The organism is Enteractinococcus fodinae (assembly GCF_031458395.1).
Taxonomy (GTDB): Bacteria; Actinomycetota; Actinomycetes; order Actinomycetales; family Micrococcaceae; genus Yaniella; species Yaniella fodinae.
Map to the genome: position 1 here is coordinate 518,295 of NZ_JAVDYJ010000001.1, position 25,678 is coordinate 543,972.

Annotated in this window: 28 protein-coding genes and 1 tRNA gene; 21 read left to right on the plus strand and 8 right to left on the minus strand. The window is 58.0% G+C overall.

The features are described from left to right. Window positions 1–2: 2 nt before the first annotated feature. The gene (locus J2S62_RS02370) at window positions 3–425 is read right to left on the minus strand and encodes a universal stress protein (protein ID WP_310170924.1); all 423 of its coding nucleotides are present in this window, start codon (window positions 423–425) and stop codon (window positions 3–5) included. Between the two features lie 3 nt (window positions 426–428). Then, window positions 429–1,277 (minus strand): MBL fold metallo-hydrolase, encoded by an 849-nt coding sequence (locus J2S62_RS02375; RefSeq protein WP_310170927.1) that lies wholly within the window; start codon window positions 1,275–1,277, stop codon window positions 429–431. A gap of 12 nt (window positions 1,278–1,289) precedes the next feature. On the opposite strand from J2S62_RS02375, the gene J2S62_RS02380 reads away from it, so the two are divergent. Continuing rightward, the gene (locus J2S62_RS02380; protein ID WP_310170930.1) at window positions 1,290–2,390 is read left to right on the plus strand and encodes a glutathione S-transferase family protein; all 1,101 of its coding nucleotides are present in this window, start codon (window positions 1,290–1,292) and stop codon (window positions 2,388–2,390) included. A gap of 3 nt (window positions 2,391–2,393) precedes the next feature. On the opposite strand, the gene J2S62_RS02385 is transcribed toward J2S62_RS02380, so the two are convergent. From J2S62_RS02385 to J2S62_RS02395, 3 genes are read right to left on the minus strand one after another with little or no spacing between them, the layout of a single operon-like run. After that, complete coding sequence (locus J2S62_RS02385) at window positions 2,394–3,134, minus strand: SDR family NAD(P)-dependent oxidoreductase (RefSeq protein ID WP_310170934.1); 741 nt, start codon at window positions 3,132–3,134, stop codon at window positions 2,394–2,396. Window positions 3,135–3,142: 8 nt separating this feature from the next. Next, window positions 3,143–4,111 (minus strand): asparaginase, encoded by a 969-nt coding sequence (locus tag J2S62_RS02390; RefSeq protein ID WP_310170937.1) that lies wholly within the window; start codon window positions 4,109–4,111, stop codon window positions 3,143–3,145. A gap of 23 nt (window positions 4,112–4,134) precedes the next feature. Then, window positions 4,135–4,545, minus strand: a complete 411-nt coding sequence (locus J2S62_RS02395; protein WP_310170940.1) for a YchJ family protein — start codon at window positions 4,543–4,545, stop codon at window positions 4,135–4,137. Between the two features lie 123 nt (window positions 4,546–4,668). Here J2S62_RS02395 and J2S62_RS02400 point away from each other — a divergent pair, with 123 nt between their 5' ends. From J2S62_RS02400 to J2S62_RS02475, 16 genes are all read left to right on the plus strand, one after another. Then, window positions 4,669–6,171, plus strand: coding sequence for an MFS transporter (locus tag J2S62_RS02400; RefSeq protein ID WP_310170943.1), 1,503 nt, complete (start codon window positions 4,669–4,671; stop codon window positions 6,169–6,171). A gap of 132 nt (window positions 6,172–6,303) precedes the next feature. Continuing rightward, window positions 6,304–7,737 (plus strand): thioester domain-containing protein, encoded by a 1,434-nt coding sequence (locus J2S62_RS02405; protein WP_310170946.1) that lies wholly within the window; start codon window positions 6,304–6,306, stop codon window positions 7,735–7,737. A 178-nt stretch (window positions 7,738–7,915) separates the two neighbouring features. Further along, window positions 7,916–8,419, plus strand: coding sequence for a MarR family winged helix-turn-helix transcriptional regulator (locus J2S62_RS02410; protein WP_310170950.1), 504 nt, complete (start codon window positions 7,916–7,918; stop codon window positions 8,417–8,419). A gap of 373 nt (window positions 8,420–8,792) precedes the next feature. Beyond that, window positions 8,793–9,029: a 50S ribosomal protein L28 gene (gene rpmB / locus J2S62_RS02415; RefSeq protein WP_310170953.1), complete on the plus strand. Its 237-nt coding sequence runs from the start codon at window positions 8,793–8,795 to the stop codon at window positions 9,027–9,029. Next, on the plus strand, window positions 9,029–9,196 hold the full coding sequence (gene rpmG, locus J2S62_RS02420; RefSeq protein ID WP_310170956.1) for a 50S ribosomal protein L33: 168 nt from the start codon (window positions 9,029–9,031) through the stop codon (window positions 9,194–9,196). The genes rpmB and rpmG overlap by 1 nt, the downstream gene beginning before the upstream one ends. Before the next feature lie 3 nt (window positions 9,197–9,199). Then, window positions 9,200–9,505, plus strand: a complete 306-nt coding sequence (gene rpsN / locus J2S62_RS02425) for a 30S ribosomal protein S14 (protein ID WP_310170959.1) — start codon at window positions 9,200–9,202, stop codon at window positions 9,503–9,505. Window positions 9,506–9,677: 172 nt separating this feature from the next. Next, window positions 9,678–11,357, plus strand: coding sequence for a hypothetical protein (locus J2S62_RS02430; RefSeq protein WP_310170962.1), 1,680 nt, complete (start codon window positions 9,678–9,680; stop codon window positions 11,355–11,357). Window positions 11,358–11,591: 234 nt separating this feature from the next. Then, the gene (locus J2S62_RS02435) at window positions 11,592–11,882 is read left to right on the plus strand and encodes an HU family DNA-binding protein (RefSeq protein WP_141863850.1); all 291 of its coding nucleotides are present in this window, start codon (window positions 11,592–11,594) and stop codon (window positions 11,880–11,882) included. Between the two features lie 162 nt (window positions 11,883–12,044). Continuing rightward, complete coding sequence (locus J2S62_RS02440) at window positions 12,045–12,698, plus strand: hypothetical protein (protein ID WP_310170970.1); 654 nt, start codon at window positions 12,045–12,047, stop codon at window positions 12,696–12,698. A gap of 72 nt (window positions 12,699–12,770) precedes the next feature. Further along, entirely contained in the window at window positions 12,771–13,424 is a 654-nt protein-coding gene (locus tag J2S62_RS02445) for a copper resistance CopC family protein (RefSeq protein ID WP_310170972.1), read from the plus strand. A gap of 19 nt (window positions 13,425–13,443) precedes the next feature. Beyond that, window positions 13,444–14,001, plus strand: coding sequence for a copper chaperone PCu(A)C (locus tag J2S62_RS02450; RefSeq protein WP_310170975.1), 558 nt, complete (start codon window positions 13,444–13,446; stop codon window positions 13,999–14,001). Window positions 14,002–14,016: 15 nt separating this feature from the next. Beyond that, window positions 14,017–15,363: a Dyp-type peroxidase gene (locus J2S62_RS02455; protein WP_310170979.1), complete on the plus strand. Its 1,347-nt coding sequence runs from the start codon at window positions 14,017–14,019 to the stop codon at window positions 15,361–15,363. Between the two features lie 18 nt (window positions 15,364–15,381). Next, the gene (locus J2S62_RS02460; protein ID WP_310170982.1) at window positions 15,382–17,499 is read left to right on the plus strand and encodes a cytochrome c oxidase assembly protein; all 2,118 of its coding nucleotides are present in this window, start codon (window positions 15,382–15,384) and stop codon (window positions 17,497–17,499) included. Beyond that, a complete protein-coding gene (locus J2S62_RS02465; protein ID WP_310170986.1) occupies window positions 17,483–18,271 on the plus strand; it encodes a hypothetical protein in 789 nt (262 codons plus the stop codon). Before J2S62_RS02460 ends, J2S62_RS02465 begins: the two co-directional genes overlap by 17 nt. Before the next feature lie 195 nt (window positions 18,272–18,466). Then, a complete protein-coding gene (locus tag J2S62_RS02470) occupies window positions 18,467–19,279 on the plus strand; it encodes a metallophosphoesterase family protein (RefSeq protein ID WP_310170989.1) in 813 nt (270 codons plus the stop codon). Between the two features lie 4 nt (window positions 19,280–19,283). Next, window positions 19,284–19,925: an endonuclease III domain-containing protein gene (locus J2S62_RS02475; protein WP_310170992.1), complete on the plus strand. Its 642-nt coding sequence runs from the start codon at window positions 19,284–19,286 to the stop codon at window positions 19,923–19,925. A 23-nt stretch (window positions 19,926–19,948) separates the two neighbouring features. Here J2S62_RS02475 and J2S62_RS02480 read toward each other — a convergent pair. Beyond that, window positions 19,949–20,019, minus strand: a tRNA-Gly gene (locus J2S62_RS02480). A 171-nt stretch (window positions 20,020–20,190) separates the two neighbouring features. On the opposite strand from J2S62_RS02480, the gene J2S62_RS02485 reads away from it, so the two are divergent. Then, window positions 20,191–22,239, plus strand: coding sequence for an NHL domain-containing thioredoxin family protein (locus J2S62_RS02485; protein ID WP_310170996.1), 2,049 nt, complete (start codon window positions 20,191–20,193; stop codon window positions 22,237–22,239). A gap of 78 nt (window positions 22,240–22,317) precedes the next feature. Further along, window positions 22,318–22,722, plus strand: coding sequence for a hypothetical protein (locus J2S62_RS02490; RefSeq protein ID WP_310170998.1), 405 nt, complete (start codon window positions 22,318–22,320; stop codon window positions 22,720–22,722). 14 nt (window positions 22,723–22,736) lie between these two features. Here the strand turns inward: J2S62_RS02490 and J2S62_RS02495 are convergent, their stop codons facing one another. Both J2S62_RS02495 and J2S62_RS02500 read right to left on the minus strand, forming a co-directional pair. Then, window positions 22,737–23,834 (minus strand): nuclear transport factor 2 family protein, encoded by a 1,098-nt coding sequence (locus tag J2S62_RS02495; RefSeq protein ID WP_310171001.1) that lies wholly within the window; start codon window positions 23,832–23,834, stop codon window positions 22,737–22,739. A gap of 14 nt (window positions 23,835–23,848) precedes the next feature. Next, window positions 23,849–24,823 carry an AEC family transporter gene (locus tag J2S62_RS02500; RefSeq protein ID WP_310171004.1) on the minus strand — a complete coding sequence of 325 codons (975 nt, stop codon included), beginning with the start codon at window positions 24,821–24,823 and terminating at the stop codon, window positions 23,849–23,851. A gap of 105 nt (window positions 24,824–24,928) precedes the next feature. On the opposite strand from J2S62_RS02500, the gene J2S62_RS02505 reads away from it, so the two are divergent. Both J2S62_RS02505 and J2S62_RS02510 read left to right on the plus strand, forming a co-directional pair. Beyond that, window positions 24,929–25,117 (plus strand): hypothetical protein, encoded by a 189-nt coding sequence (locus tag J2S62_RS02505; RefSeq protein ID WP_310171007.1) that lies wholly within the window; start codon window positions 24,929–24,931, stop codon window positions 25,115–25,117. Window positions 25,118–25,426: 309 nt separating this feature from the next. Continuing rightward, on the plus strand, window positions 25,427–25,654 hold the full coding sequence (locus tag J2S62_RS02510) for a hypothetical protein (RefSeq protein ID WP_310171011.1): 228 nt from the start codon (window positions 25,427–25,429) through the stop codon (window positions 25,652–25,654). Window positions 25,655–25,678: the final 24 nt, after the last annotated feature.

Genomic DNA, 25,678 nt, shown 5'->3' on the forward strand with positions numbered 1-25,678 from the left:
GGTTACTCCTTGGCGTTAGATTCTACTGAGGTTTCTGGGACTTTGACCGAGACCACCGGTACGGGCAGCTCCCGGAGTAATTCATCGGCGACGGATCCCATCACGAACTTTGAGAATCCGGACCGTCTGGCCGCACCGATGACCACCATGTAGGGATCCAGTTCGGCCACCACATCTTTAAACTCATCGGTTGTGGACCGACCCCGGGAGTATTGTCGAAGCTCAGACGGGACCGAAAACTTCTCTAGATACTGTTCCAGCTGTTCGGCTTCGGCCCGAGTCAGCTGCGACTCAGCGCGATTTTCGGCCCCGGGGCCCGCGTTGATGACCACCACGCGTTTACCTAATTGCCCGGCCAGATCGAGTCCAAAGTCCAGGGCTGCACGCGCGGCGGGTGTCTCGGTGTATCCCACAATAATGGTCATGTATCAATCCTTTTCGTTGCGCAGTAGGTAGTCCAGGGTCGCTGCCAGGGTTTTCTTGGCCGGCCCGCGCACCATATCCGGCAGTTTCGGATACAGCCGCAGGGATAGATCGTGCACGACCACCGACTCCCAATCCACCGGCGTGATAATCGGTGGCAGATCCTGGATTAGCTCGCGAAGTTGGTCAACCCGCTCTAACCGGTGGGCACGGTATTCTTCGGCGGTCCGAGCCACCGAATCCAGTGTTGGTCCGTGTGCCGGGAGAACCGCGACCTGTCGTCCCCCACCCTCCAGGGCAGCCAGGAATGTCAGCGAGCTCAGGTAATCATCGAGGGTCCCATCCGGGTAGTCCAACATGGTGGTGCCTTCGCCCAAGATCGTGTCACCGGTCAGCACGGTCCCACCCGGATGCGGGGCCGCATTATCATCGGGGAGGAAAAATGACACCGAGTCAGATGTGTGTCCCGGTGTGGGCACGACTCGGATTTTTGTACCGGCGGCGTGGATGACCTCGTGAGCCACCAGGGGAGCGGCCTGGTCCGACCATTGCTGTTGAACGGCCCGAACCGGTGCGCCAAAGCGCTGTGTGAAGGCTTGCACCGCACCGGTGTGGTCGAGGTGGTGGTGGGTAATGAGGATGAGTTCTACGGTGCGGCCGTCGACGACTTCGGCGACGGCTTCGGCATGCGCCTCAGCTCCTTCGGCTAGCCCCGGGTCTACCACCACCGCCGTGTCGGATCCGGGGGCTGCGATGACATACGTGTTGGTACCGCTCAGGGTCATCCCGGAAGGATTGTCTTGGGTAATTCGGGTTGTGAACTGGCTACTAGCCATGATGGTTGATGAACTCATATGGTGAAGTCTATGGAACCTTCGACAAATTCTGGATACTCCACACCCGGTAAACCCTTTACCCGCGACACAAACTACATCAACGACCGTATTGTGGCAGACCCCGAAGCGCACCGGGCTGCCGAGGACTACGAGTACGACACCGTGGGCACGCTCACGACCGGATTAACCAAAGACGCCGAAGCCTGGCCGGTCGAAGCTGGCCGCTACCGGTTGGTCGCAGCACGGGCTTGCCCGTGGGCGAACCGCACCATCATCGTGCGCCGCCTGCTGGGACTCGAAGACGCGATCTCGCTGGGCACCCCGGGCCCGACCCACGACGAAAATTCATGGACTTTTGATCTCGATCCCGACGGAGTAGACCCGGTGCTGGGTTCAGCTCGGTTGCAGGAGAACTACTTCAAACGCTTCCCAAATTACCCGCGCGGCATCACCGTGCCGGCCATGGTCGATATTCCAACCGGCCAGGTCGTGACCAACGACTATCCACAGATCACCTTGGACTTTTCGACCGAATGGACGCAGTTCCACCGAGACGGTGCGCCCAACCTGCTGCCAGAAGAACACCTGGACGAGATGTTCGAGGTGATCAAGCGGATCTTCACCGAAGTCAATAATGGTGTATACCGGGCAGGTTTTGCCGGCTCCCAAGAAGCCTACGAAGAGGCCTATGATCGGTTATTTACCGCCTTGGACTGGCTGGAAGAACGCCTGACCACTCGCCGGTTCCTGATGGGGGAACATATCACCGAAGCAGACGTGCGGCTGTTTACCACTCTGGTGCGGTTTGACCCCGTGTATCACGGGCATTTCAAATCGAACCGGAATAAACTCATCGAATTCCCCGCGCTGTGGGGTTATGCTCGCGATCTGTTCCAGACCCCAGGTTTCGGCGATACCGTGGACTTCCAACAAATCAAAGACCACTATTACATCGTCCACCACGACGTGAACCCCACGGGCATTGTGCCCAAGGGACCGGACCTGTCCCAGTGGTTGACAGCACACGGGCGCGAAGAACTTGGTGGCTCACCATTTGGTGACGGCACCGCTCCGGGGCCCGTCCGGGAAGCCGAACGCGTCGACCCAGCCACCAACCCGTTATACGCCTAACGACTAGGCCTCGGTGCGCGGACGAATCCACACCTCAGTGATTTGAGTATCGGCAGGTGCTTCGATCACGTGGCGGATCGTCCGGGCCACCGTGGAGGGCTTGATCAAAGTTTCCGGCAGAATCAGCGGGTAGTCATCGTCCCAGGCGATCATCGGGGTATCAACATAGCCCGGTGCCACGGTGGCTACTCGCAACCGGTCTGGTTCGGTACGAATCCGAATCCCGTCCGCCAGCGCTTGTAAGGCGTGCTTGGATGCTGCATACACCACGTTATTCGGTGAGGTCGTTCGGGAAGCCCCAGAGCCCAAAAACACGACCGTACCGGTGGAGGCGCGCAACTGTGGCAGCAGTGTTCTGGTTAATTCGGCTGGCACCGTGACATTGAGGTGCATGACCTCAGACCAGACCGCGGCCGTGGCATCATCAAAAGCAAACCGCGGGGCGATGGCTGCGACATTGAGCAGGGCATCGACTCGCGGTAACAGTCCAAAGGTGGTCTCGAAGGCGGCGGTGTCGGCCAAATCGCACTGCACAGGATAGATTTCTTCGCCGAGTTTGGCCAACGAGATCAGTCGTGCTTCATCGCGGCCTTGGGCGACGACGGCGTAATCGTCGGCCAATTCTTCCACGATCGCCCGACCGATACCGCCGGTAGCTCCCGTGACCACTACGATCTGTCGGTTCGTCACGGCCAAAGCGGTGAGATGATCCGTAATGTTGAGCTGGACTTGCGCGGTGTTCATCGTGCTCCTTAACAGGTTTGTTCAGCAAATGCGGCGCGGAGCCTGTCGTCGGGTAACTGATGCGCGATCAACAGGGCCAAGAGAATGCGCGCCTGATACGTGTTGAGATACTGGGCACTCATTGCCCCGGCTTCTAATAACGTCACGGCACCACCGTTGCCATAGATCGCCGCGACCGGCCCGGCCGGCACCCGAGTGGCAAGCACCACCGGGATGCCCTCGGCCACGGCGGTTTCCACGGCGGCGGTGAAAGCGGTTGGAGCGTTGCCGGCCCCGACACCTTGCAGCACAATGCCATCGACCCCGTGTTCCAGAGCCGCATGGAACAGGTTCGCATCGCTGCCCGGGGCGGTATCAATAATGGGAATGTTCAGTTTCGCGAAGCGTTCTGGCGGGTCCGACAGCGTCGGATAGGACGCCGGTGTGGCGAGCCGAACCACCTCGTGCTGGTAGCTTTCAGCAACCAGCGTGCCGCCGGAGAAAGCACTGGTGGCAAGGGTGTGCTGTTTGCGAGTATGCCGGGCTGCATGAAACTTTGAATCAAAACCAACCATCACCCCGGCACCCCGCAGCTGCGGGGAACCGGCGGCCCTGATGGCCTGCCGCAAGTTTTCTGGCCCGTCGGTGTCGGGTAGGTCGGCAGCACGCTGCGCCCCGGTGAGGATGACCGGTTTCTCCGATGTATGTAACAACGAGAGGAAAAAGCCGGTCTCCTCCATGGTGTCGGTGCCGTGTGTCACCACCACCCCGTCGACTTCAGGCCGCCGGCATGCCGCTGCCACTGCAGCCCGGACCTCAAGTAAGTCCGCGAAGCTGAGATGAAAAGAATTGATGTGCAGGACATCTTCGGTAGTCACCTCGGTGGTGAGCTCGGTAGCTTCAAGCACCTGATCGGCGGAATCCGCTACGGTGGCGCCACCGCTGCTGCTGCGGGACGCAATCGTGCCGCCGGTACCAATAACATGCACAACACTCATGCAGCCATTCTAAAGGTGACCGGTTAGAAAAGCTCCCCGTCAACATAGACCCAGCGACCATTTTCCCGGGCAAATCTGGATCGCTCGTGCAAAAAGTCACGGGACCCGTCGGCGGTACGAAAATGCGCGATGAATTCGACCTCGCCAGTAGCATCGTCGGGCCCGCCGCCCACGGTGTCCCGAATTCTGAGGCGACGCCACTGGATGCCGGTCGGTGCCGATGCATCAGCCGGCCGTGTGGTGGAGTGCCAGGAGGCCGCCAGATACGCGTCGTCCCCGAGCACAAATGCGCTATACCGCGAGCGCATCAGGTCCTCAGCGGTTGCCGGCTCGGCCGTGCCTGCTAACACAGGGCCACAGCAGTTCTGAAATTCCTGCCCGGTACCGCAGGGGCAGTATGCTGCTTGCACGCATGCTCCGTTCGTCTTCTGCACTGTGCGTAAAAGTCTAGTCGTAGAAGCCAATTTAGGCTCTCACCACGTGTTGACACGATGACAGAGCGGTGGCTCAGCTGAGAGCCATCCCATATGGGGGGGCTGATGCGTTAGCCTAGCTTCGTGACTGGACAACAACTTCAACCCAGGAGATCCTCGTGGATCGCCTTTGCCGTGGCCACCTCGGTGGCGGTGTTGACGATCCTTGACGTGGTAAAAGTCAACGTTGTCCTGACCCCATTAGAAGAAACCCTCGGGGCCACGCCAACCCAAACCAGCCTGGTGGTGGCCGGCTATGTTCTCGCATTCGGGATTGCCCTGGTCCCCTCCGGGCGACTGGGGGACCAATGGAACCGTAAAGCAATGTTCATGATTGGGTTGGTCATTTTCACCGTCGCCTCACTGGCCGCGGCCTTAGCGCCAACGGCCACGCTGTTAGTTGTGGCTCGGATCCTGCAGGGTGTGGCGGCCGGTACCCTCATGCCCCAAGTGCTCGGCATGATCCAGACGCTGTTTCAAGACGAAGCACGAGGCAAAGCGTTCGGCATTTTTGGTGCTGCAATAGGGCTTGGTACCGCCTTCGGACCCACCTTAGGTGGCGTCTTTATCGGTACCTTCGGTGCGGAATTGGGCTGGCGTTGGACCTTCGGCATGAATGTGCCTCTGGCTCTGCTCATCATTCCGTTGGCACTTTGGCTCATTCCGGCGGGCCAACCCCGACAAGGTCGGGCAGACCTGGACCTGGTGGGCGTGGCCCTTCTGGCGGCCAGCGTGTTATTTGTGATGCTGCCCTTTGTTCTGACCACCGGTTCGAATGACCAACCGCTTCGCTGGCTCTTCCTTCTGGTGGGCGCCATCACGAGTGTGGCATTTGTGCGGTGGGAATTCCGGTACCGCAACGCAGGCAGAAGTCCGGTACTGGATTTCAGCCTGTTTGGGTTTTCGTCCTACCGCAACGGTGTAGTCATCACGACGCTGTTCTTTGCCGCCATGCCCGCCATGTTTTTGGTGATGACGCTGTTCAACCAGCAGGGCCTAGGACACGATCCCGTTATTGTCGGACTCATTACGGTGCCCTATGCGGTCGTGTCCGCCATCGTTGCCGGGGTGATCGGTCGCTACACGTTCCGGTATGCCACCGGTCTGATCATCTGGGGTTTCATCATCTTCATCGCCGCCCTGATCGGACTGGTCGCGGTCTCGGTGCTGATTCCGCCAGAGCATAACCCTTTGGCCATGACCATCGTGTTAGCCTTCGCCGGCGTGGGCCCCGGCTTTATCATGGCCGCGAATCAGATGCGCACACTCATGGATGTGCCCGTGCTCCAAGGTGGGGTAGCGGGGTCATTCCAGCAGGTCGGCCAGCGCGTTGGCAATGCGATCGGCATTGCTGTGGGATCCGCGATCTTCTATTCACTCGTAGTTGCCGTGCCACGTGACGCCACGGGCATGCCAGACCCCACAGACCCAGATAGCGTTGCGGCCTATAGTCACGCTTTCCAGATGGCCATGGCGGTCCTGATCTTGTTCTGCCTCGTCGCGCTCATTTTTGCTGGAATTGATCATCGCGCTCGCAGTCGACAGCTGGCAGAACAGCCGCTTTCGAGCACTCATCCGCGTCCTTAACGCGAGTTTCGTCGCGTCGAGTGGAAGTTATCCACAAAAGCGAACTTCTTCAGTGTGACGGTGCCAGCCTCCGACCTAGTCTCTTACTCAATGCGTTTGCATGAGGCAACGCGTAGAGCTTAGGAGACACACTTGAAGACCACGGTACTCGCAACACTGACCTGCCTCGGGATGGGAGCCACGAGCCTGCTCATGCCCGGGCTAGCCGCCGCTAATGATGCTTCGGTCTCTGTCGAAGAAGAACTTACTGCCCAGATGGGACCGGCACAAGAGTATCAACGCGGACTCAGCGTCAACGGGGTCGCACCGACCTTGCGGTCCGTGGTCGTGAATGGCGAAAGCATCCTGGCCTATTGCATTGAATACTGGATTCAAGCCGCAGATCCGGACCACGAATCAGCCGTGACCACTTGGGATGAATTCACCGGAGATAACCACTTCAAATCTGATCCACAAGTGCGACAACGCGTCGCATGGATCTTGCGACATTCGTACCCGACACTTACTCTCGATGAGCTTGCCCAGCAGACAGGAACGGTCCAGTTATCGGCAGCTGAGGCCATCAGCGCAACTCAGGCCGCGATCTGGCATTTCACCGATGACTTCGTACCCGACGGCAAGTTGACAGTTGAATCCGGGCCTACAGCCCAGTTAGCCGAGCATTCGAGCGACAACGTACGGAAGATTTTTGCTTACCTCACCGGAGACAGCAATACCGGTCTGACGGAACAAGAAGTCCAAGCTAGCGTCACACTAGAAGATGCCACTGAACCGAATGTCGATGTTCCCGAACCCCTCAGTAGTGTGATCGCTGACGACGGGGACCACCTCCTTGGCCCGATCCGGCTCAACGCCTCGACCCCGGAGGTCGATTTGAGCGTTCATTCGGCTGAGGAAGGAGTCCACGAGCAGCTCAGCGTCTTAGATGCAGAAGGCGAGCCGGTAGATATGAACCAGTCGGTTCATGCCGATGAACTATGGATACATGTGCCCGCCGAGGTGGAGACCGGCAGCGTGCAGTTGACCGCTGAATCGGTCGAATACGGTTATACCGGTCGTTTGATTATTCCCGAACCAGACGGGCAGCGGCGCTTTCAAACGATCGTAGTCGTGGATCAAGCCACTGACCATGCTGCGACTGAAATCGAGTTGGCCTGGGAACAGGTCATGATCGAGGAACCTGCTGAAGATCCGCCCGCCGAAGAACCACCCGCTGAAGTACGAACACCCGAAGCATCTCCTAGCCCCACGGTTGAGGAACCGTTGATTCAAGAGCCTGAGCCTGAGCCTGAACAGTCCCCAGTCCAACAACCAGAAGATGAAGAACCTGAGGTTTCCCAGACGCCAACTGCGTCAACCGAACCCGAAGCACCCGAGGAATCTGAGCCAGTCGAACCAAGCTCACCACAAGAAAGCGTGCCCGAGGAGATCGATGAAGCTGAACCGGCGGCTGAACTGGCAACCACCGGGGCTCACGAAACCAGAAACATACTCATCGCTCTGGGCACCATCGCTGCCGGAATAGGTCTTCTGGTCGTAAACCGCTTCAGAAGGGCCCGTATGTAACTACCCCGGGTGATCTTGAGGGTGAAGTCGACCGGAACCGGTCAATGGTTGCAGCTTTGACCTTAATGTAAGAACGTGACCAAGTCCACAAGCCCCAGCGACAGGGTGCGGGGTTAAGTAGGTCGGCTGTGTTTGGTGCAGCCTGAGGGATTTGGTTGATTGCAAGAAGGGAAAGAAATTGTCTTACATTACGAGCGAAATCGATGACCGCGAGCAGCTGATGGCATTTTCTTCTGAGGAAATGGATTTCTGGCACCGTGTGGTCGCAGTGTACATGGGTGTCCTGCCCGAACTAGAACGCGATCTGCAGCGCGCAGCACACATCAGCTTTTTCGAGTTCCAAGCGTTAGACCATCTGTCATCTGTTGACGGGCCCATGAGCATGACGCAACTGGCGGCTCGCTGCAATTCTTCGCTGTCTCGGCTCTCGCATGTTGCTCGCAAGCTTGAAGGCCGGGGTTTGCTGACCCGACGCCTCGCAGAACATGACAAGCGGGTCACTGTTGCGGAACTGACCCAGACGGGTAGGACGCTTGTCGACACTGTTCGTGATGTTTATCATGAGTCGATCGAAAGCAGAGTATTACAGTCCTTATCTCATGAGGAGCTGCGTCAAGCAACGAATTTGCTGGATACGATGCTTCGCCGGAACAACCCCAACCACTGGCTTTTCTCTGCCTAACCACTTCAGTGGCGTCAAGGAGCGTGGCCGGATTTTACCTGCTCTAGCAGTTTGATTAAAGGGTTCATCCATACTAGACTGTGAGGTTGTTGTCTGCGCTATGCCCCATTCGGTCCGACCATGGCCGAATGTACGGCGACGGAGAAGTGCAGACAGTGAACAATGGCTCTCTTTCGCAGCATTAGCCGCGAAAGAGACTCACCGTCTTCACCCTAGCGATTAAAAGGGCACTTCGGTTGGTTCTCACCCAGCCTGGTATTCCTTCGAGAAAGTCGCAGTAAGAGCGCGGTGTCACAACTTGTGGCGAAAAAGATGATTCCTATCATCGTATTTCGCCCGTACTTTTACTACTGCTTAAAACCGAGGAGTGATCATGGCAGCACACTGCCAGGTAACCGGAGCTGGACCGGGGACAGGTTATAAGGTCTCCCACTCGAACCGCCGTACCAAGCGCCGGTTCAATCCGAACATCCAAAAGAAGAGCTACTTCGTCCCTTCACTGGGCCGCAAAGTAACTTTGAACGTATCCGCCCGCGGCATTAAAGTCATCGACGCCCGCGGCATTGACTCTGTCATTTCAGAACTCATCGCTAAGGGAGTGAAGCTCTAATGGCAAAAGATAAGGGCTTGCGCCCCATCATCAAGCTGAAATCAACCGCTGGCACCGGTTTCACTTACGTTACTCGTAAGAACCGCCGGAACAACCCAGACCGTATTACGTTGAAGAAATACGATCCGGTAGCCCGCAAACACGTTGATTTTCGAGAGGAGCGCTAAGCATTGGCTAAGAAATCTATGATTGCTAAAAACGAGAAACGAAAAGAAATCGTTGCTCGTTACGAAGAACGTCGTAAAAAGCTGAAAGCTCAGCTGGTTGATCCTAACGCGACTGATGAAGAGCGCGAAGAAGCGCGTGTCGGCTTGCAGAAGCTGCCACGTGACGCCTCTCCAGTCCGTGTTCGCAACCGCGACTCCATTGATGGCCGTCCACGCGGTACCCTGCAGAAGTTCGGTATCTCCCGTGTACGCCTTCGTGATATGGCGCACCGTGGCGAACTTCCAGGTGTGACGAAGTCATCCTGGTAACGTCATAATCTTTCTCAAAAACTGGCCAACGGTTTTCCGTTGGCCAGTTTTGTTTTAACAGACCGTGCGCCACGACGGGTGTATCTCGCATTCGGCCCGTAGATATCCGAACCTGCTGACTCCATGCGATATCCTTGCTGTAATAACTGAGAAATGCGGAGGCGGCATAACTATGTCATCGTTGAGTTTTGTGGCCATTTCCATGCAAACAACCCATCTGGATCCAGCCACGGTCTCTCAAGCCGCGTACCTCAAAATGGTGGATGGACAGATCACCCGCCTGGATAACATTTTCATCATCCCTCCGACTTCAGAAGCCGGAACGGACGGGCCTTCAGACGCTGTGCCTTGGTCTGAGGCGCTCTCCCAGCTGGGTATGGTGATCGGCAAACTGCCCATCGTCAGCTATTACCGCGATGCAGATAAAGAAATCTTCCAGGCGGCAAGCCGTCGCAGCGGTACCGAGTTGCCGCACTTTCAATGGCTGGATTGTCGGGCTCTGGCTCGAGAACTGCTCCCTGACTTACCGGATCACCAGCCCTCAACCGTGCTCAAAGCCTTGGACATCTATGATGAGCACGCTGATAGCGGCACCGTAGAACAGACCGCTCAGATCGTCCTGAAACTTGCGGAACATCACGCAGCGACCACCCTCACTGAACTGTGGGGTGACCTCTATGATCAACCAGATGACCTACTCGATCTCGAAGCGAACCTAACGGGACCACCCTCTCCTGAAACAAAACTGCCAGCTGAGGACGCCGAGGACCAACACGGCTCAGTTGATGCAAGGTTGCTAATGACTGTCAGTACAGAAGATCAGCCACTGCCTCCACCACCTCAGAACCCAGAGGATGCAGGAATGCAATCCCTGGACGAGCTGGCTGCAGAAACAGGGCCAGCCGCAGAGCATCCAACCGGCATGGAGGCTACAAGTGTAGCTATCTCGGAGTCTTCAGGATTACCGACACAGGACTCAAGCGTGCCAGCAGATTCCCGGTCGGATTCCAACAACGGGATAGCTCCAGAGCTGGACGCGGTAGAGGAAGGGACCGAAGATCTCGGCGATTCGACAGCGCAATCTGTTATCGAAAGCGAAAATCTCGAGCAGCCCGAATTCCTCAAAGTCACGGACCCAATAGAGCCACACGACAACGAAATATCCGAGCCGCACAATAACCCAACGGCATTCGAAACAACTGCGCCGGAGGCTTCTGAAGCTAATGAAGCTAATGAACAGCTTCATGACCCTGGCCCCGTCGAGCTGGAGGGGACGGACGAACGCGACCAACCATCTGAACCCCAGGCACCAGACTCAAAAGCGGACCAACTACCACTTGCAGTCGAAGACGAACCAGCCACGATAGGGGAGACCTCGTCACCAGCCGGCGGCGCTGACTCAGAGCCCGACGCAGGACAAGACGAGCCAGCAGAAACTGACAGCGAAGACTCGGCCGAGATATCGCCACCCCAGCCAGCTGCCACGACGAAACCGTTCGACCCGGTTTACCAAGTCGTAACACCCGCTCCGGTACCACGACCCGGCGGCGCACGGTCCTCCTCGTCAACCAGAACAGATCGTGCGGAGGTTAACTCCCAACCGAGCCCGGCTCATGAATCGCGAAAGTCAGCAGCGCGGACCGGTCGCATGTGGGGGATACTAGGCATCATTGTGTTCGGCTTGCTGACCATCGTGGGTGCGATTTTGACAGTCATGGCGACCATGTTGTTTTTCACTGCCAATAGTCTCCTTTTGGAGACAAAAATCGCAGGCGTCATTCTCACCGGTGCCATCACCTTACTCAGCCTGTTGATGACCACGTTGAGTTACCGCACATACCGCAGAAAATAGCCTCACCGGGCCCGATGTCGTGGGTTCTGGATCACCCAATGAGTGTCACAAAACCGCATGATTGCTGGGAAGATCCTGAGATTTCGGCGACATTTTGCCAAAAATCGGCAGATTTCCGCGAAATTCCGCGAAAATCGCACACAAAAGCGCCACAAAGCGCGCCAATGGTGGTAGCTTTTCCAAAAGGAGCCCGGCGCCCGTCGGGTTTGAACAACCCACAGTCCAGGAGGACATATGGCTATGAACCGCAGTGAACTTGTAGCAGCCGTTGCCGAAAAATCCGGTAACTCTGCCACCGCCGTCAATGGTGTGCTGGACGCTGTATTCGAGGTTTTCGCCTCGCAGGTTTCCAAAGGTGAAAAAATCACCATCCCAGGCTGGTTCTCAGTAGAACGCACGAACCGTGCAGCACGCACCGGTCGTAACCCACGCACCGGCGAAGCAATCGAAATCCCAGCCGGTCACGGTGTCAAACTGTCTGCAGGTTCGAAACTGAAGGCTGCCGCCACCGGCGAGAAAAAATAAGCTGTAAGTTCTCTTCGAAGAACCAAGACGCTCCGGTATCGACCGGGGCGTCTTTTGCTTGTACCAGACATTCGGGTAAAGGTTCAGCAAAGCATGGTTTAATAGGGGAGGATCCCCCACAGAACCGCTAGCACGTTCGCTGTGCTGCGCCCAGGAGAATATATGACGGACCACGCAGTATCATCGCGCGCTCGTCGCTCCGGCGTTGCTCGATTATGGCGAGGCTGGGTTGTCGCGTTACTTGCGGTACTCTTCGCTGCCGGAAGCCACCAGGCAGCACACTCTGTTACCCATGGCTCTATAGAAAGCATCCCCTGGCAGCTCTTAGTGTTTTCAACTGCACTGACTGCACCGATTGCTGTTGCGCTCGCGGGACGGCAAGTTGCCACATGGGGTACTGCAGCTACCACTGTTTTCGGCCAGGTAGCTTTCCACCTGCTCTACTCTTTGCCATACACCGGGGTTTCCGACCTCCCCAATGGGCATCATCAGCATCATGGCGCAGCACCGATTGCTGAAGCTCAGCTCGCATCCATAGATCATGCGGCTCATAGCATCGGAACCACGGATGCCGTCATGCTTCTTGCCCACTTCATCGCCGGCGCACTGACTACCTGGGTTATTGTGCATGGTGAACGTAGCCTGCTGATCATCGTCGCCTGGCTTCTGGTCACACCGATCAACCTTCTGTTGGCTAGTCCGCCGCTCAGCACTGATCGAGTGTGCGAGCAATTCCCTACAGGTCGTGTGTGGGTTCCCCATCCGATGAATATCGCGCCCACGCGATGGACCCGCGGACCGCCCGTACTAGCGTAGATGTGGCCAACCTGTGGGATCGGCCCTCCCACATTCGTCGGATTGACCCAAGGCATCCTTGGGAAGGAAGATATGCAACACACTGTTTCTACCCGTTTTGGCCTCTGGCTTGCCGTGCTGTTCACTGCTGTTGGACTTATGACGGCACCTTCGACAGCACACGCACACGATGTGCTAGTTGAGTCCACCCCCGAGATGGGATCCACGGTCGAAACCACCCCGGAAGAGGTGCGGTTACGCTTCTCTGGGACCCCCCTCACCGGTGAGGGATTGACGAATTTAATCCGTGTCACGGACGACCAAGGCAACGAATGGCAAGACGGTGAGGTCGTCGTAGAAGGCTATGAGCTTGCCGTCCCGCTGTGTGAGACGTTGCCGCAAGGTGAATATACCGTCGCCTACCGAGTTATCTACTCGGACGGGCACACCGGTGAAGAACGGTTCAACTTCACGAATGCGGATCCAGAGGCACCAGCCAATGGCACTCCGGAAAGTTGCGGTGCGGTGGTAGAGGAACCAGCCCCCACCGCGGGAGCCACTGACTCCGACACTACTCAGGACACATCGAGCGCCGAAAATACCGCCGATGAAAATTCTTCAGCGTCGATTCCCGGATGGGTCTGGGTCGTCGGCGGTGTCGGCATCTTCGTTATAGCAGCGATTGTGTATCTGCTCATGCGTGGTAGCCGCACTGGCCCGGCAGCCGAAGACTCATCGGGCGACTAGATAATCGTGTAGGAAACTGATGAAAAAATTTTCCCCTGTCCTGTCCACCACCGCTATCGCCGGGTTACTCTTGGCCGGTTGCGCTTCGGATGACCAAGCCGAAGCGGTTGACGATCATGCTGTTGAAGGTGAGATCTTTGCGGTCGAAGATCCCTGGGTGCGTGCCACCGAAGTGATCATGGAGACCGACCATGATCACTCCATGACCGGTGCGTTTGTGCACCTCACCAACGTTTCTGGTGAAGACCAGACCATCGTTGGAGCTCACGCAGAGGTTGCCGAGTTGGTTGAGCTCCACGAAGTCATCGACGACGGGGGCGTCAATGTCATGCAAGAAAAAGAAGGGGGCTTTCCGCTTGCCGGCGAGCAGCGATACGAGCTCAACCCTGGTGAAGATCACATCATGTTGATGGATCTGGCCGAGGAAATTCAACCGGGTGATGTCATCGACATCACCCTTGAGGTGGCTACCGGCGAGACCCAAACAATCGAGTTTGTGGCCAAGGATTTCGTGGGCGCCCAGGAAAATTACGGCGACCTCGACCACCACGATGATGAAACTCACAGTGAGACATAAGAAAGACGATACCCAGTGACCAACACGTCCAACTCTGCACACGAGCAACCGATTAAGGGTGTTTCGCGGCGTGGATTGTTGTTGGGTGCCGGGGGATTGGTCGGTGGGGGTCTGATAGGTGCTGCGACCGGATATTCTGCAGCATCGGTTGGTGCCCCCGCCGCACCCGGTGATCTCCAACAACCCGTCACGGTCAGTCCCGGGGTGGCAAATACTCAGGTGACGGTCTCTGAACCCTACGGTACAGATTCCATCCCGTTTTACGGGCCGCGCCAGGCCGGGGTTGATACTCCACTGCAGGCCCACGGTATTTTCATCGGTCTGAACTTGCATGACGATACCGACTCTGACCGGCTAGCGTCGATGATGCGATTGCTCACCGATGACGCCGCCCGGCTGACGCAAGGCCGGGGGGCGCTGGCTGATCTCGACGAAGAACTCGCAGCGGCGCCTGCTCGGCTCACCGTGACCTTTGGGTTCGGTTCAGCAGTCTTCGACCGGACCAAACCAGAACTGAAACCCCCGTGGCTCAAGCCATTACCCGAATACTCGATTGACCAGCTCGATCCGGCGTGGTCCGGAGGCGACATGGTCATCCAAATCCAAGGCGATGATCCGCTCTCGGTGGCACACGCCCGTCGTATGCTACTCAAAGATTCGCGGGCCTTCGCTTCGGTGGCGTGGGTGCAAACCGGTTTCACCCACGCTAGAGCTTCACACCCGGATGACACGACGATGCGCAACCTGTTTGGCCAAGTTGATGGCACCGGCAACCCGGTGAGCGGTTCGGATCAGGCCGAGCGGGTGGTCTGGGGTGTGGGCAACGGCGACGGTAACGGCACCAAGACCCTACAACCCTGGATTGAAAACGGCACCTCCATGGTAATCCGCCGGATTGCGATGAACGTAGATGAATGGGATGAACTGGACCGCCCCATGCAAGAAGGCGTCATTGGTCGCAAACTGGGGTCTGGAGCGCCCCTGACCGGTGAACAGGAACACGACGCCCCGGATTTCGAGGCATTAGGGCCCGCAGGGTTCCCGGTAATCTCCGACATTGCGCATATCCGCCGAGCGCGCACAACCGACTCAGACGAGGCGATGTTTCGGCGCAGTTTCAACTATGATGAACAACCGACCTCTTCGGGAAGTGCGCTGCACGGTCAGACGGGTGTATCGGAATCCGGCCTGATTTTCGTGGCCTTCCAGTGCGACGTCGGGCTACAGTACACCCCTATTCAGGATCGCTTAGCTGAAACTGATCACCTGAATTTGTGGACCATCCCGATTGGGTCAGCAGTTTTTGCCATTCCGCCCGGCTGTGCGGCAGATGGCTATATCGGCGAACCGCTGTTCGTCTAGCAACACCTAGGAGCACCGTTGACGACAACCAACACCCAGACAACACCCGCACCGAACTGGCTCTGGCCGGTCTCGGTTATCACCGGTGTGGTTTTTTTGATCGTCATCGGTGTGCAATCCGGGGTCACGGGGGTCCAGGAACTCTCCGACCCCGGGGCACTCACTCGGTGGGCGCTGCCAGCAACAAAGGCTATCCACAATATTGCCTGGTCGCTGACCTTTGGTGCGCTCATGTTCGCTGCGATCATCTTGCCGCGGTGGACCAAAATGCCCAAGCGCGGCAAGCAGCAGCCACCACAGGATGCTGAAGAACATCCTGCGTATACGCGTACGATCAAAATTGCCAGCGTGTCAGCCATCGTCTGGACATTCAGTGCGATCGCGCAAATCGTGTTCACCTACTCGGATGTTGCCGGGATGCCGGTCAACACCTCGCAGGGGTTCTCCGATGGCATGCTCGACTACGTCTTAGCCATCGCGGTGGGTCGCGCTTGGTTCTGGATGACCATTATCGCAGCGGTCGTGACCAGTCTGATCTTTGCGCTGCGTAGTCCCACAGGTATGGCCTGGGCCGCGGGCATCTCGTTGGCGGGGGTCATCCCGCTGGCACTGGTTGGGCACTCATCTTCGGGCGATGACCACTTTGCTGCGGTCAACTCCATCGGGTTGCACCTATTGGGCGTGCTGCTGTGGGTCGGTGGTTTGGTGTTGTTGGCGATGCTTGCCCCCACCCTGGTCGGTACCTCGCAGGTGCGACCCAAGATTAAACAGGACCACACGCAACCGCTGGTGTACACCGTGCTGAGCCGCTACTCAGCCGTGGCCGGGGTGGCGATCATTTTGGTTGCGGGTTCCGGTATCGCCAATGCCGCCATCCGGATGGAAACCTTCGAACACTTCCTGGCACCCTACGGTTTGATGGTCGTGCTCAAATTTGTGTTGACGGTCGCACTGGGACTCATCGGATTAGCCCACCGGGTGCGGGTCATACCCCGCCTGAAAACCGGGACCACCCAACCCCCAGCCGGCGCGCGCAGAACCCTGTGGCAACTGATCGCCGTCGAAGTCGTCATCATGGTCGGGGTCATGGTGACCGCTACGCTCTTGGGGAGCTCGGAACCACCCAAACCCGAAGAAATCCCACCGGATGCTTCGCCGGCCAGAATCACCACCAAATACGAACTTCCGCCAGAGCTCACTGCGATTCGCTGGATCACCGAATGGCGCTTTAACTGGTTGTGGGTTGCCGTGGCGATCTTCCTGGCCATCTGGTACCTGCGCGCCATTCGCAAACTCGCTGATCGCGGCGACCGGTGGCCCATCCGTCGTACCATCGTCTTTTTCCTCGGGCTGGCCATCCTGGTGTGGGATACCTCCAGCGCCCCGGCGATTTACGGGCTGGTGATGTTCTCCGCCCACATGGTCAATCACATGATCCTGACCATGGTCATCCCGATCTTCCTCGTGCTCGGCGCGCCGATCACCTTGGCCATGCGTAGCATGGAGTCTCGCCGGGACGGCACACGGGGCCCACGCGAGTACATGCTGGCCATCTTGCACTCGAAGTATTCCAAAGTCATCACCAACCCGATCTTTGCCGCCGTCAACTTTGCCGGTTCCCTGGTGATTTTCTACTTCACCCCGGTATTTGAATTCGCGCTGCGCTACCACATCGGCCACGAGCTGATGAACGTGCACTTCCTGTTGACCGGATTCATCTTCGTGTCGGTCATGATCGGTATCGACCCGCTGCCAAACCGGCCCAGTTACCCGCTACGGCTGGTCATCCTGCTGGCCACCATGGTCTTCCACGCCTTCATCGCGGTGGCACTGACCGGGTCCGACTCGTTGTTGATGGCCGAATGGTTCTCGGCCATCGGTCGTGACTGGGGCGCCTCGGCGATCGAAGATCAACAAGTCGGTGGACTCATCATGTGGGGGACCGGTGAATTCCCAACTGTCGCCTTGGCCATGATCGTGTTGTTCCGCTGGCGCCAAGAAGACATGAAACACGCAAAACGTCGCGACGAACGCGTCGAAAAACACGGCGACAGCGATCTCGATGAACTCAATGACTACTACGCCCGCATGGCTGCAGCCAACGAGGAGCACACCCCACATGACACCGTCCGGTAAGACCACTCTTGTCGCCCTTTTGACCGTTGCCGGACTGGGCCTGACGAGTTGCTCGGCTGATGATGACGCCCCCGCAGCAGAACAGTCTGACCTCGAAAGCCTCATGGCCACGGATGCCCGGGGTGATCAGCGGGCCGCCGGTGGGGCGACCGCCATGGCCATGGAATTGGGTTTTGAACAGGTACAGGCCGCATCGGAGTCTGAAATCGAAGCCGTTCGGGGTAATGCTGCAGACCGCGCCGGGACTGCGGAAGAGCTCACGGTCGAGCCCGCTGCGTGTGCCCAACCCATCGCGGAGCTGGACTGGTCACCGATCCTGGCCCCTTCCGATGCGGTCACGCGCGTGGATTTTAGCACCGGTAACTTCCAAGGCGCCGGCAGCGTTGAGGTCGCGGGCATTACGGAAGACACCGGCGGCTCCACGCAAGCCGCCGATGACGTCGCAACGCATCAGCGCGCGGTCGAAGAAATCACCACCAACTGTCATGACCTGACCATGATGCTGGCGGATGACTCTGAACCCGACTGGGCCGAACTGGAATATACCTTCACCGCCGAGCCGGTCGAAACCGAGTCTGGCTCAGGACTGCGGTGGCAGCGGTATCCCACCGACGACCCCGAAGGCCAGACGACCACGGCGCTGACCATGATGACCGAGCACGACGGGTATGCCATCCAAGTGGCCTTCATTGGGGGCGAAGACATTGGCGACGATGAGTTCACCGACATCACCGAAGCGATTCTGGCCTCGGCCGTGGCCCAACTCGACTAGGCGTTAAACACGTACGGTCAGACCGTTGCGAGCCTGACCGTACGTGCATCATGTCAATTGGAGCGTTCCCTAAGTCACTGGAACACGTTCCATTCTAAAGAGCTTGCCTCAACCGGAGCTTTCGCTTCGGTAAATTCCGGGACAACGTTTCACGTCCCGGCGCCCGCAGAGCGTAGGGCATTATGATGAGACATTATGACCACACAGTCTCCGACCCTGCGACTCATCCATCTGTCAGACCTCCACCTTGTGGAAGAGGGAAAACTGCTGCGCGACGTCATGGATACTCCAGCGCGCATGCGGCAAGCCCTGGACAAACTTGTGACCCTTGATCCCGCGGCGATCATTGTCTCCGGAGACATCGGGCAGCGCAACCACTACGTCCACGACGACGCCGCAGCGTACTTCGGGCACTTCCAAGACCACCTGGACATCCCGTTTATCACCGTCAGCGGCAACCACGACCCAATCGACTCGGTGGGCACCGCCTTCAACCCGGCGAGAATCGCCTCCGGCCCAGAACTCTGCGACACCGTCCACGATATCCATGGACTGCGCATCATCGGGCTAGATTCCCACGGCGTCGGTCGAAATTTCGGGCATCTTACCGAAGCCCAGCACTCCTGGCTGGCCGAGGTGTTACAGGAACCCGCAGTCCACGGCACACTGTTGACCGTTCACCACCCGCCGATCCCATCGACCACCGTCTCGCAACGCGGTTCGGGCTTGCAGGATCCCGAGACCTTGCATGACATCATCAAAGATTCCGATGTGCGAGCGATCCTGTCGGGCCATTATCACCACCAGGTCGCCGGCACTTTGGGGCATATCCCCGTGTGGGTGTCCGGAGCAGCGTCGTATAACTTCGATCTGTTCGCAGCGCCGACGATGTTACGCGGAATGGATGACGGGTGGGCCACGATCGTCGATGTCTACCCACACACTGTCACGTTCTCCTCGTTGCTGCTGACCAGCCGTCAGCAGGTCTTTACCAAGGATGTCAGCTGAGTCTATGACGGCAATCCCCACGTTCCGGCAGCTCTATGACCTCCTAGACCGGTGGGTGGAGCCAGGCACCTGGTGGCCAGCAGACACCGATTTTGAGGTCGGCGTCGGGGCGATCCTGACCCAAAACACCGCGTGGACCAATGTAGAACAGGCCATTGAGGCGCTGCGGTCCAACCGTCTCCTGACGCCTGTTGGCATCGCGAGTGTGGATATAAGTGGTCTCAAGGAACTGATTCGTCCCGCTGGATTTATGAACGCCAAAGCCACGTACCTCAAAAATTACACGACCTGGTATCTAGCCAATTACACTTCAGCCGCGGAGCTCCCGACCGACCAACTGCGGCAAAATCTCATGGCGGTACGTGGGATCGGCCCAGAAACGGCTGATGTGCTGCTGCTGTATGTGTATGACCGACCGGTGTTTATCTGGGATGCATATGCTAGGAGATTTCTTACAGCCGCTGGATATGCAACCCCACAAGGGTACGAACCAGCGCGTCGAGCTCTGACCGGTGTGATGCTGGAGGCTGATTTCACCACAGTAGAACAACAGCGGTTCCATGGCCTCATTGTGCAAGCCGGCAAGGAAGCTACAGTCGTTGGTGGTTGGGAGACATACTGGCAGCAGTTACAAGGCGCCCCGTAGGGAGCTGCTTGTGACATAAACAGAGCGGGTGACGGGAATCGAACCCGCGTATCTTGCTTGGGAAGCAAGCGCTCTACCATTGAGCTACACCCGCGTGGCTTCACCAAATCCGGTGTTCTGGTTGAAGACCTAGGGAATATCTTAACACCCTTGGCGACCACCGTCGCGTATTTCATCGGTGCGGCGATTTGCCGGTGGTGAAACCTGACTACTTCGTGTGACGCATGGCCTTGCGCCCAGCGTGGGATAAGGAAGAATACACACCATGACTTCGGCAGCTTCCACTCCTCGTATCCGCGCCTCCGAACTGGTCGGTGAGACCTGGTTCAACATCGGCGATAAAGACCTCAGCCTCAAAGACCTTCGCGGCAAAATTGTCATCCTCGACTTTTGGGCGTTTTGTTGTGTCAACTGTCTCCACGTCCTGGACGAACTGCGCCCGCTCGAGGCCAAATACTCCGACGTGTTAGTCACCGTGGGCGTGCACTCGCCGAAATTCGACTACGAGGCAGAAACTTCAGCGGTCGCAGCGGCCATCGAGCGCTATGACATCGCCCACCCGGTCATCAACGACCCAGAACTCATCACCTGGCAGGCCTACACCGCGCGAGCTTGGCCCACCCTGGTGGTCGTCGACCCAGAAGGCTACGTCGTGGCCCACCTGACCGGGGAAGGCCATGTTTCCGGGCTGTATTCACTGGTCGAACAACTCATCGAAGAACACGACGCCAAAGGCACCCTGCACCGCGGCGAAGGACCCTATGTGGCCCCGGAACCGGTGGCGCGGGATTTGAAATTCCCGGCCAAGGCCATCGCGCTGGGAGCGCGCGGCAGCCGCAACGGCTCGTTCTTGGTCGCTGACACCGGCCACCATCGTCTCGTCGAAGTGGCCGATGACTTAGAAACCGTGTTGCAAACCATCGGCGGCAACGGCACCGGCGAACCCATTGACGCGGACACTGCCGTCGCCGATCCCGATAAAATCTCGGTGCGCGGTCACGCCGACGGCGGCCGTGAGATCGCACTCTTCAATGAACCCCACGGCCTGGCACTGTTGCCCGACGAGGTCGCCGAGACCGTCGGTTATGATGTGCTCGTCGCCGATGCCGTCAACCACCGACTGCGTGCAGTGAACCTGTCCACCGGAGAGGTCAACACGGTGGCCGGCAACGGCGTCCAGCGGCTGATTGATTCCGAACGCATCCAGGAAGAATCCAACGACGACACCGAAACAGTCGATCTGGCACCCTTCGACGCCGGCGCGCTCGAGACCTCACTGTCGACCCCCTGGGATGTGCAGTACTCATCAGCCGAAGGCCTCGCCATCATCGCGATGGCTGGCACCCACCAGCTGTTTTCCTATAACCCGATGACCAAAGAACTAGCCGTTTATGCTGGCACCGCGCTCGAAGGTTTGACCGATGGACCAGCCGACGAAGCCTGGTTCGCCCAATCCTCGGGGCTATCCATCGATGCCAATGGCGTGCTCTGGGTCGCCGACGCCGAAACGTCAGCGGTGCGCTATGTCATCCCCGCATCCCAAACGGTTTCGAAGAAACCTGAAGTTGGCACCGTGGTGGGTACCGGGCTGTTCGACTTCGGCTTCCGCGACGGTGATCCCGAAGAGGCCCGGCTCCAGCACCCGCTGGGGGTCACTAACCTGCCGGACGGTTCGGTACTGATCGCTGATACCTACAACCACGCGATCCGCCGTTGGGCCCCAGAAACGATCAACCCCGATGGCACGACGAAACCCGCCGAGGTCACCACGGTCGCCCGAGACCTCCAAGAACCCTCGGACATTCTGGTCGAGACCGACGTCGATGGCAACGCGGTGTCCATCGTCGTGGTCGAAACCAATGCCCACCAGTTGGTGCGCATTGCCGTGCCCGAAAAGTTCCTGCACGTCGACGAAGGCGCGATGCAAGTCCAGCGCCCACCAACCAAACTGGTCGCCGGTGACGTGCCGATCAATATTTCGTTTGCCGCGCCGAAAGGCCAGAAACTTGATGACCGGTGGGGCGACCCCACCCAACTGACCATCTCCTCGACCCCAGAGAACCTGCTGCTCGAAGGTGAGGGCCGCGAAACCGGCCTGAACCGCCAACTGAAGCTCAACCCCGAAGTCTCCGAAGGGGTGCTGCACGTGACCGCCCGTGCTGCAGCCTGTGACGGCGAGCCCGGCCAGCCGATCCCTGATTCAGCCGCCTGCCACCTGTATCAGCAGGACTGGGGGATCCCGGTGACCATTCACACCGACGGCGACGAAGGCGCCCACACCGCCTTGGATCTGGACCTGCGGGGCATTCACTAACGTCAGACTCAACACAGCGATCCGTTCGGGATAGACTAGGCACCAACGTGTCGTCTACCCGAACGGATTTGTTGTTTCATGGCAACCCTGATCGCCCACGGCTCCGAACCAACAGCCCACACCTTCGCGCAACGTCTTGCCAGGACGCTGGGCGACCAACGCGGGGTGACGACCGCCGTGGAAGAGTTCCCGGTCGCGGCACGCTACGTTGACAACGTTGAAGCAGTCATCGTCGTGGCCGAAGCCCAAGATGAAGCCTTCCACCACGGCGCACGGAATTTCATGAACGCCCAGTACGCTGAGCTCGCCGACAAGACGCTGTTCGTGGCAGCTTTGGGGACCACCGAAGAACTGACCCCCACACAGCAGACCGCCATCGATGCATTCCAACCGCGCGACACCGGATACTTCCGCACTGACCTTCCACACGAGGACGCGCTCAAACTCTGGGCCGGACAGATCAACACGCGCGGTGCAGTGTAGTCACTGACGCTGCACTATTGCCAGTTGGGTCGCACCCGAATATATTCCGGGGTGAGTTCTAAGTCGGCGGACATTTCAAAGACTTCCTCGTAGTCCACGGCCGACTGCTGACCGGTGCCGATGTGAATCTCTTGGGCGGATAAATGCGCGGTGGCCATCACTCTTTCGATGGCAGGTTCGGAGTCTTCCCACGAATATTGCACATCCGGAACATCGATCGACCATGCCACTGAATCAGGCACGACCCGGTTGGCCGTTTCATACCCGAAAGGACACCCTGCTGGTTTCAGCACCGTCTGCTGGGTGCAGCGCTGCAGTTCCTGTTGTACCTCTTCGGTGATGGCTTCATCCACGGCCTGGGTCAGATTCACTTCAAACCCAAACTCCACGCGTGCACCCGCGGCCAAGACGTCGGTTACTGCGAAATGGACCGGCTCCTCGACTTCCAGATACGTCCCGTCGTATTCCAGTTCAATGAGCGCCGGAGCGAATGCTGCAAGGGTGGCCGGGGCGCCATTGGTGCCCAATAATGGAGTCGGTGCATCGTGGATGTGCGCGACCGGTTCATCAGCCTTGGAGTTATCCGGCATCTGCGTCGGAAGCAACTCAATTTGTTGCAGTGGTAGCGGGTGTAGCTGCCACTCATTGAATACACCCCATGAGGTACCGACCTTATCCACGACCAACGACGTGGTCTGGGGTTGATCGGTCCCATCCCGATACCGAATTTCAACGACGCGCTGAGTGGTCTCAGGCTCCCGATAGCTGTCCGGTACCTCAGCATCGACGCTATCGATCTCGGCCTGTTCCAACATCGCTGAGGCCGCCGCGAGTGGCTCGCCGTCCAGTAACACCGTAGAGATGGTCTCGGGGGCATCCTCGGCCAGGTAACCCTGTGATACTGCCATCGCCGTGGCACCATCACCGGCACGCAACGCCTCGACATATTCTTCGGCCGCGGATTCTGGGTTGTAGACCGTAGAATTCAAGAAAACGATGACCGCGCCGGCCAGGATGAGAACTCCTGCGGCAATGAGCGCCCAAAAGCCGGGCCGTCGGACCACAGGTGAGCGCCCGGCAGCAGTATTCGGCACGGTAGATTCCTTCGACATCGTCAACAATCTTTCTAAGCTAACAGACCCGCCACAACGATCATCGCCGGGATTGCGAGGATCGTCGTGACAAACACCGTATCGCGGGCCACGATCAGTCCCGTATTGTACCGGGATGCGGACACGAACACGTTTTGTGCGGTGGGTAATGAAGCCAAGACGGTTGCGATCAACACACCTTCGTCGTCCAGCTGAAACACAAACGCTGCCAGCAGCCAGGCCGCCAATGGATGAATTAGCAGCTTGACGGTCGAGGCGACAACGGTGTCGCGTCGGCGGCCCTCTTCTTTCGCTAGGGGTTTCGACCCCACCAGCGAGATACCAAAGGCCAGCAGCATAGCAGGGATGGCTGCGCCGCCGATGAGCTGGATCGATTCGTCCAGGGGCTGCCACAGCTGCCAATCGGTGATCGAATAAACCAGCCCAAAAGCCGACCCAATGATCAGCGGGTTGCGGACCACCGTGGCCAGTATCCGTCCGAGGCTCCGCCAGAATCCTGCCCTGATGACTTTGCGATCAGAGTCGCGTTGCTGGGATTCCTTCAGGGTCTGACTGTCCATGACGAACACATACACTGGCGTGTAAATGGCAAGTTGAAACAGAATCACCGGCGCCGCATAACTGGCATCCCCCAGGACATATGCGGCAATCGGCAAGCCGAGGTTTGCCGAGTTTATGAGCGAAGCGGATAAGGCCGCTATCATGCGTTCGGAGGCAGCGCGCTTGGGTACCACAAATCTGGCGATGATTAGATAACTGACGGCAGCTAGGCCAGCCGAGAGTGTGGCAATCCACAGTTGCGGGCCGAGTACTAAAAAGACGTTGCTTTCCGACAGGGTGGTGAAAAGTAGTGCCGGTGAGGCGACGAAGAAGGCCACGCGGGACAGCACCGGCTGGGCGTTGGGTCCTAGACTTCCGGTACGCCCGACTCCGTAGCCGACGGCAATGATCAGCCAGATGATAAAGAAGCCGGACAGTACTTGGCCCACTGCAACCTTTCGCCGAGTCTTCACACGCCCAACAGCGAGCGTGTCTGGGGTTAGCCTGCACTATGCTGACATTTGCAACCCATCATCGCCCCGGTCGAGGATCTCATGACTGAATATCAACGTAGACGCACCAGAATTTGGTGGCTGTCTGGGATTCTAGCGGTCCTGGGTGCGGGCATAGCGATCTTTGCTGCGCTGGAGTACTTCATCACCACGCTGGTCACGGTGGGATTAGCAGTTGTAGTGACCATACTTCTTGGAGCGGTCCTGGCCCAAGCCGATAAACTCCGTTGAACACCTCCGCCCGCGAGAAGTTAAGCTCCTAGCGAATCCTCTCACGCCAGTTTCCGTTACTTGCCTCACTTTGCTAGCTGCTTTTTCGTGAAGCGGAGGCGAAAGAGCCGCATTTTCGTAATTTAAACCACGAAAACCGCATGATTTCGCGGCATTTTAGTCGAACTTAAGTAATTAGCGCACACCCATTGTTCGCTAATTCGGCTAGCCCAAGTTGTCTAGACCCGCCGTGTTCGCGCCGCTATATTATGAGTAATTCAAAAAACCCTTTGAAGATTCACGGCATACGAATATCAGGAGGGAACAGCCATGGAAACCATCCAGCATAAGAACGTCGTTATTGGCGCACTGGTCGCTGTCGTTGCCGTCCTGTCTGCACTCGTGATCGTCACATCGATCGCACAAATGTATGCACTAACCGTTGGCCTTATCCTTGCCCAACTCGTCAGTCTGAGTGCAATCGGCTACGTCCACATCAAATCCCGCGAACAACAGAACCAACTGTTTTGCGCACGCCTGACCGTCAGCAAATCATGATGAGCTAGCCAGGCGTGGCAGAAG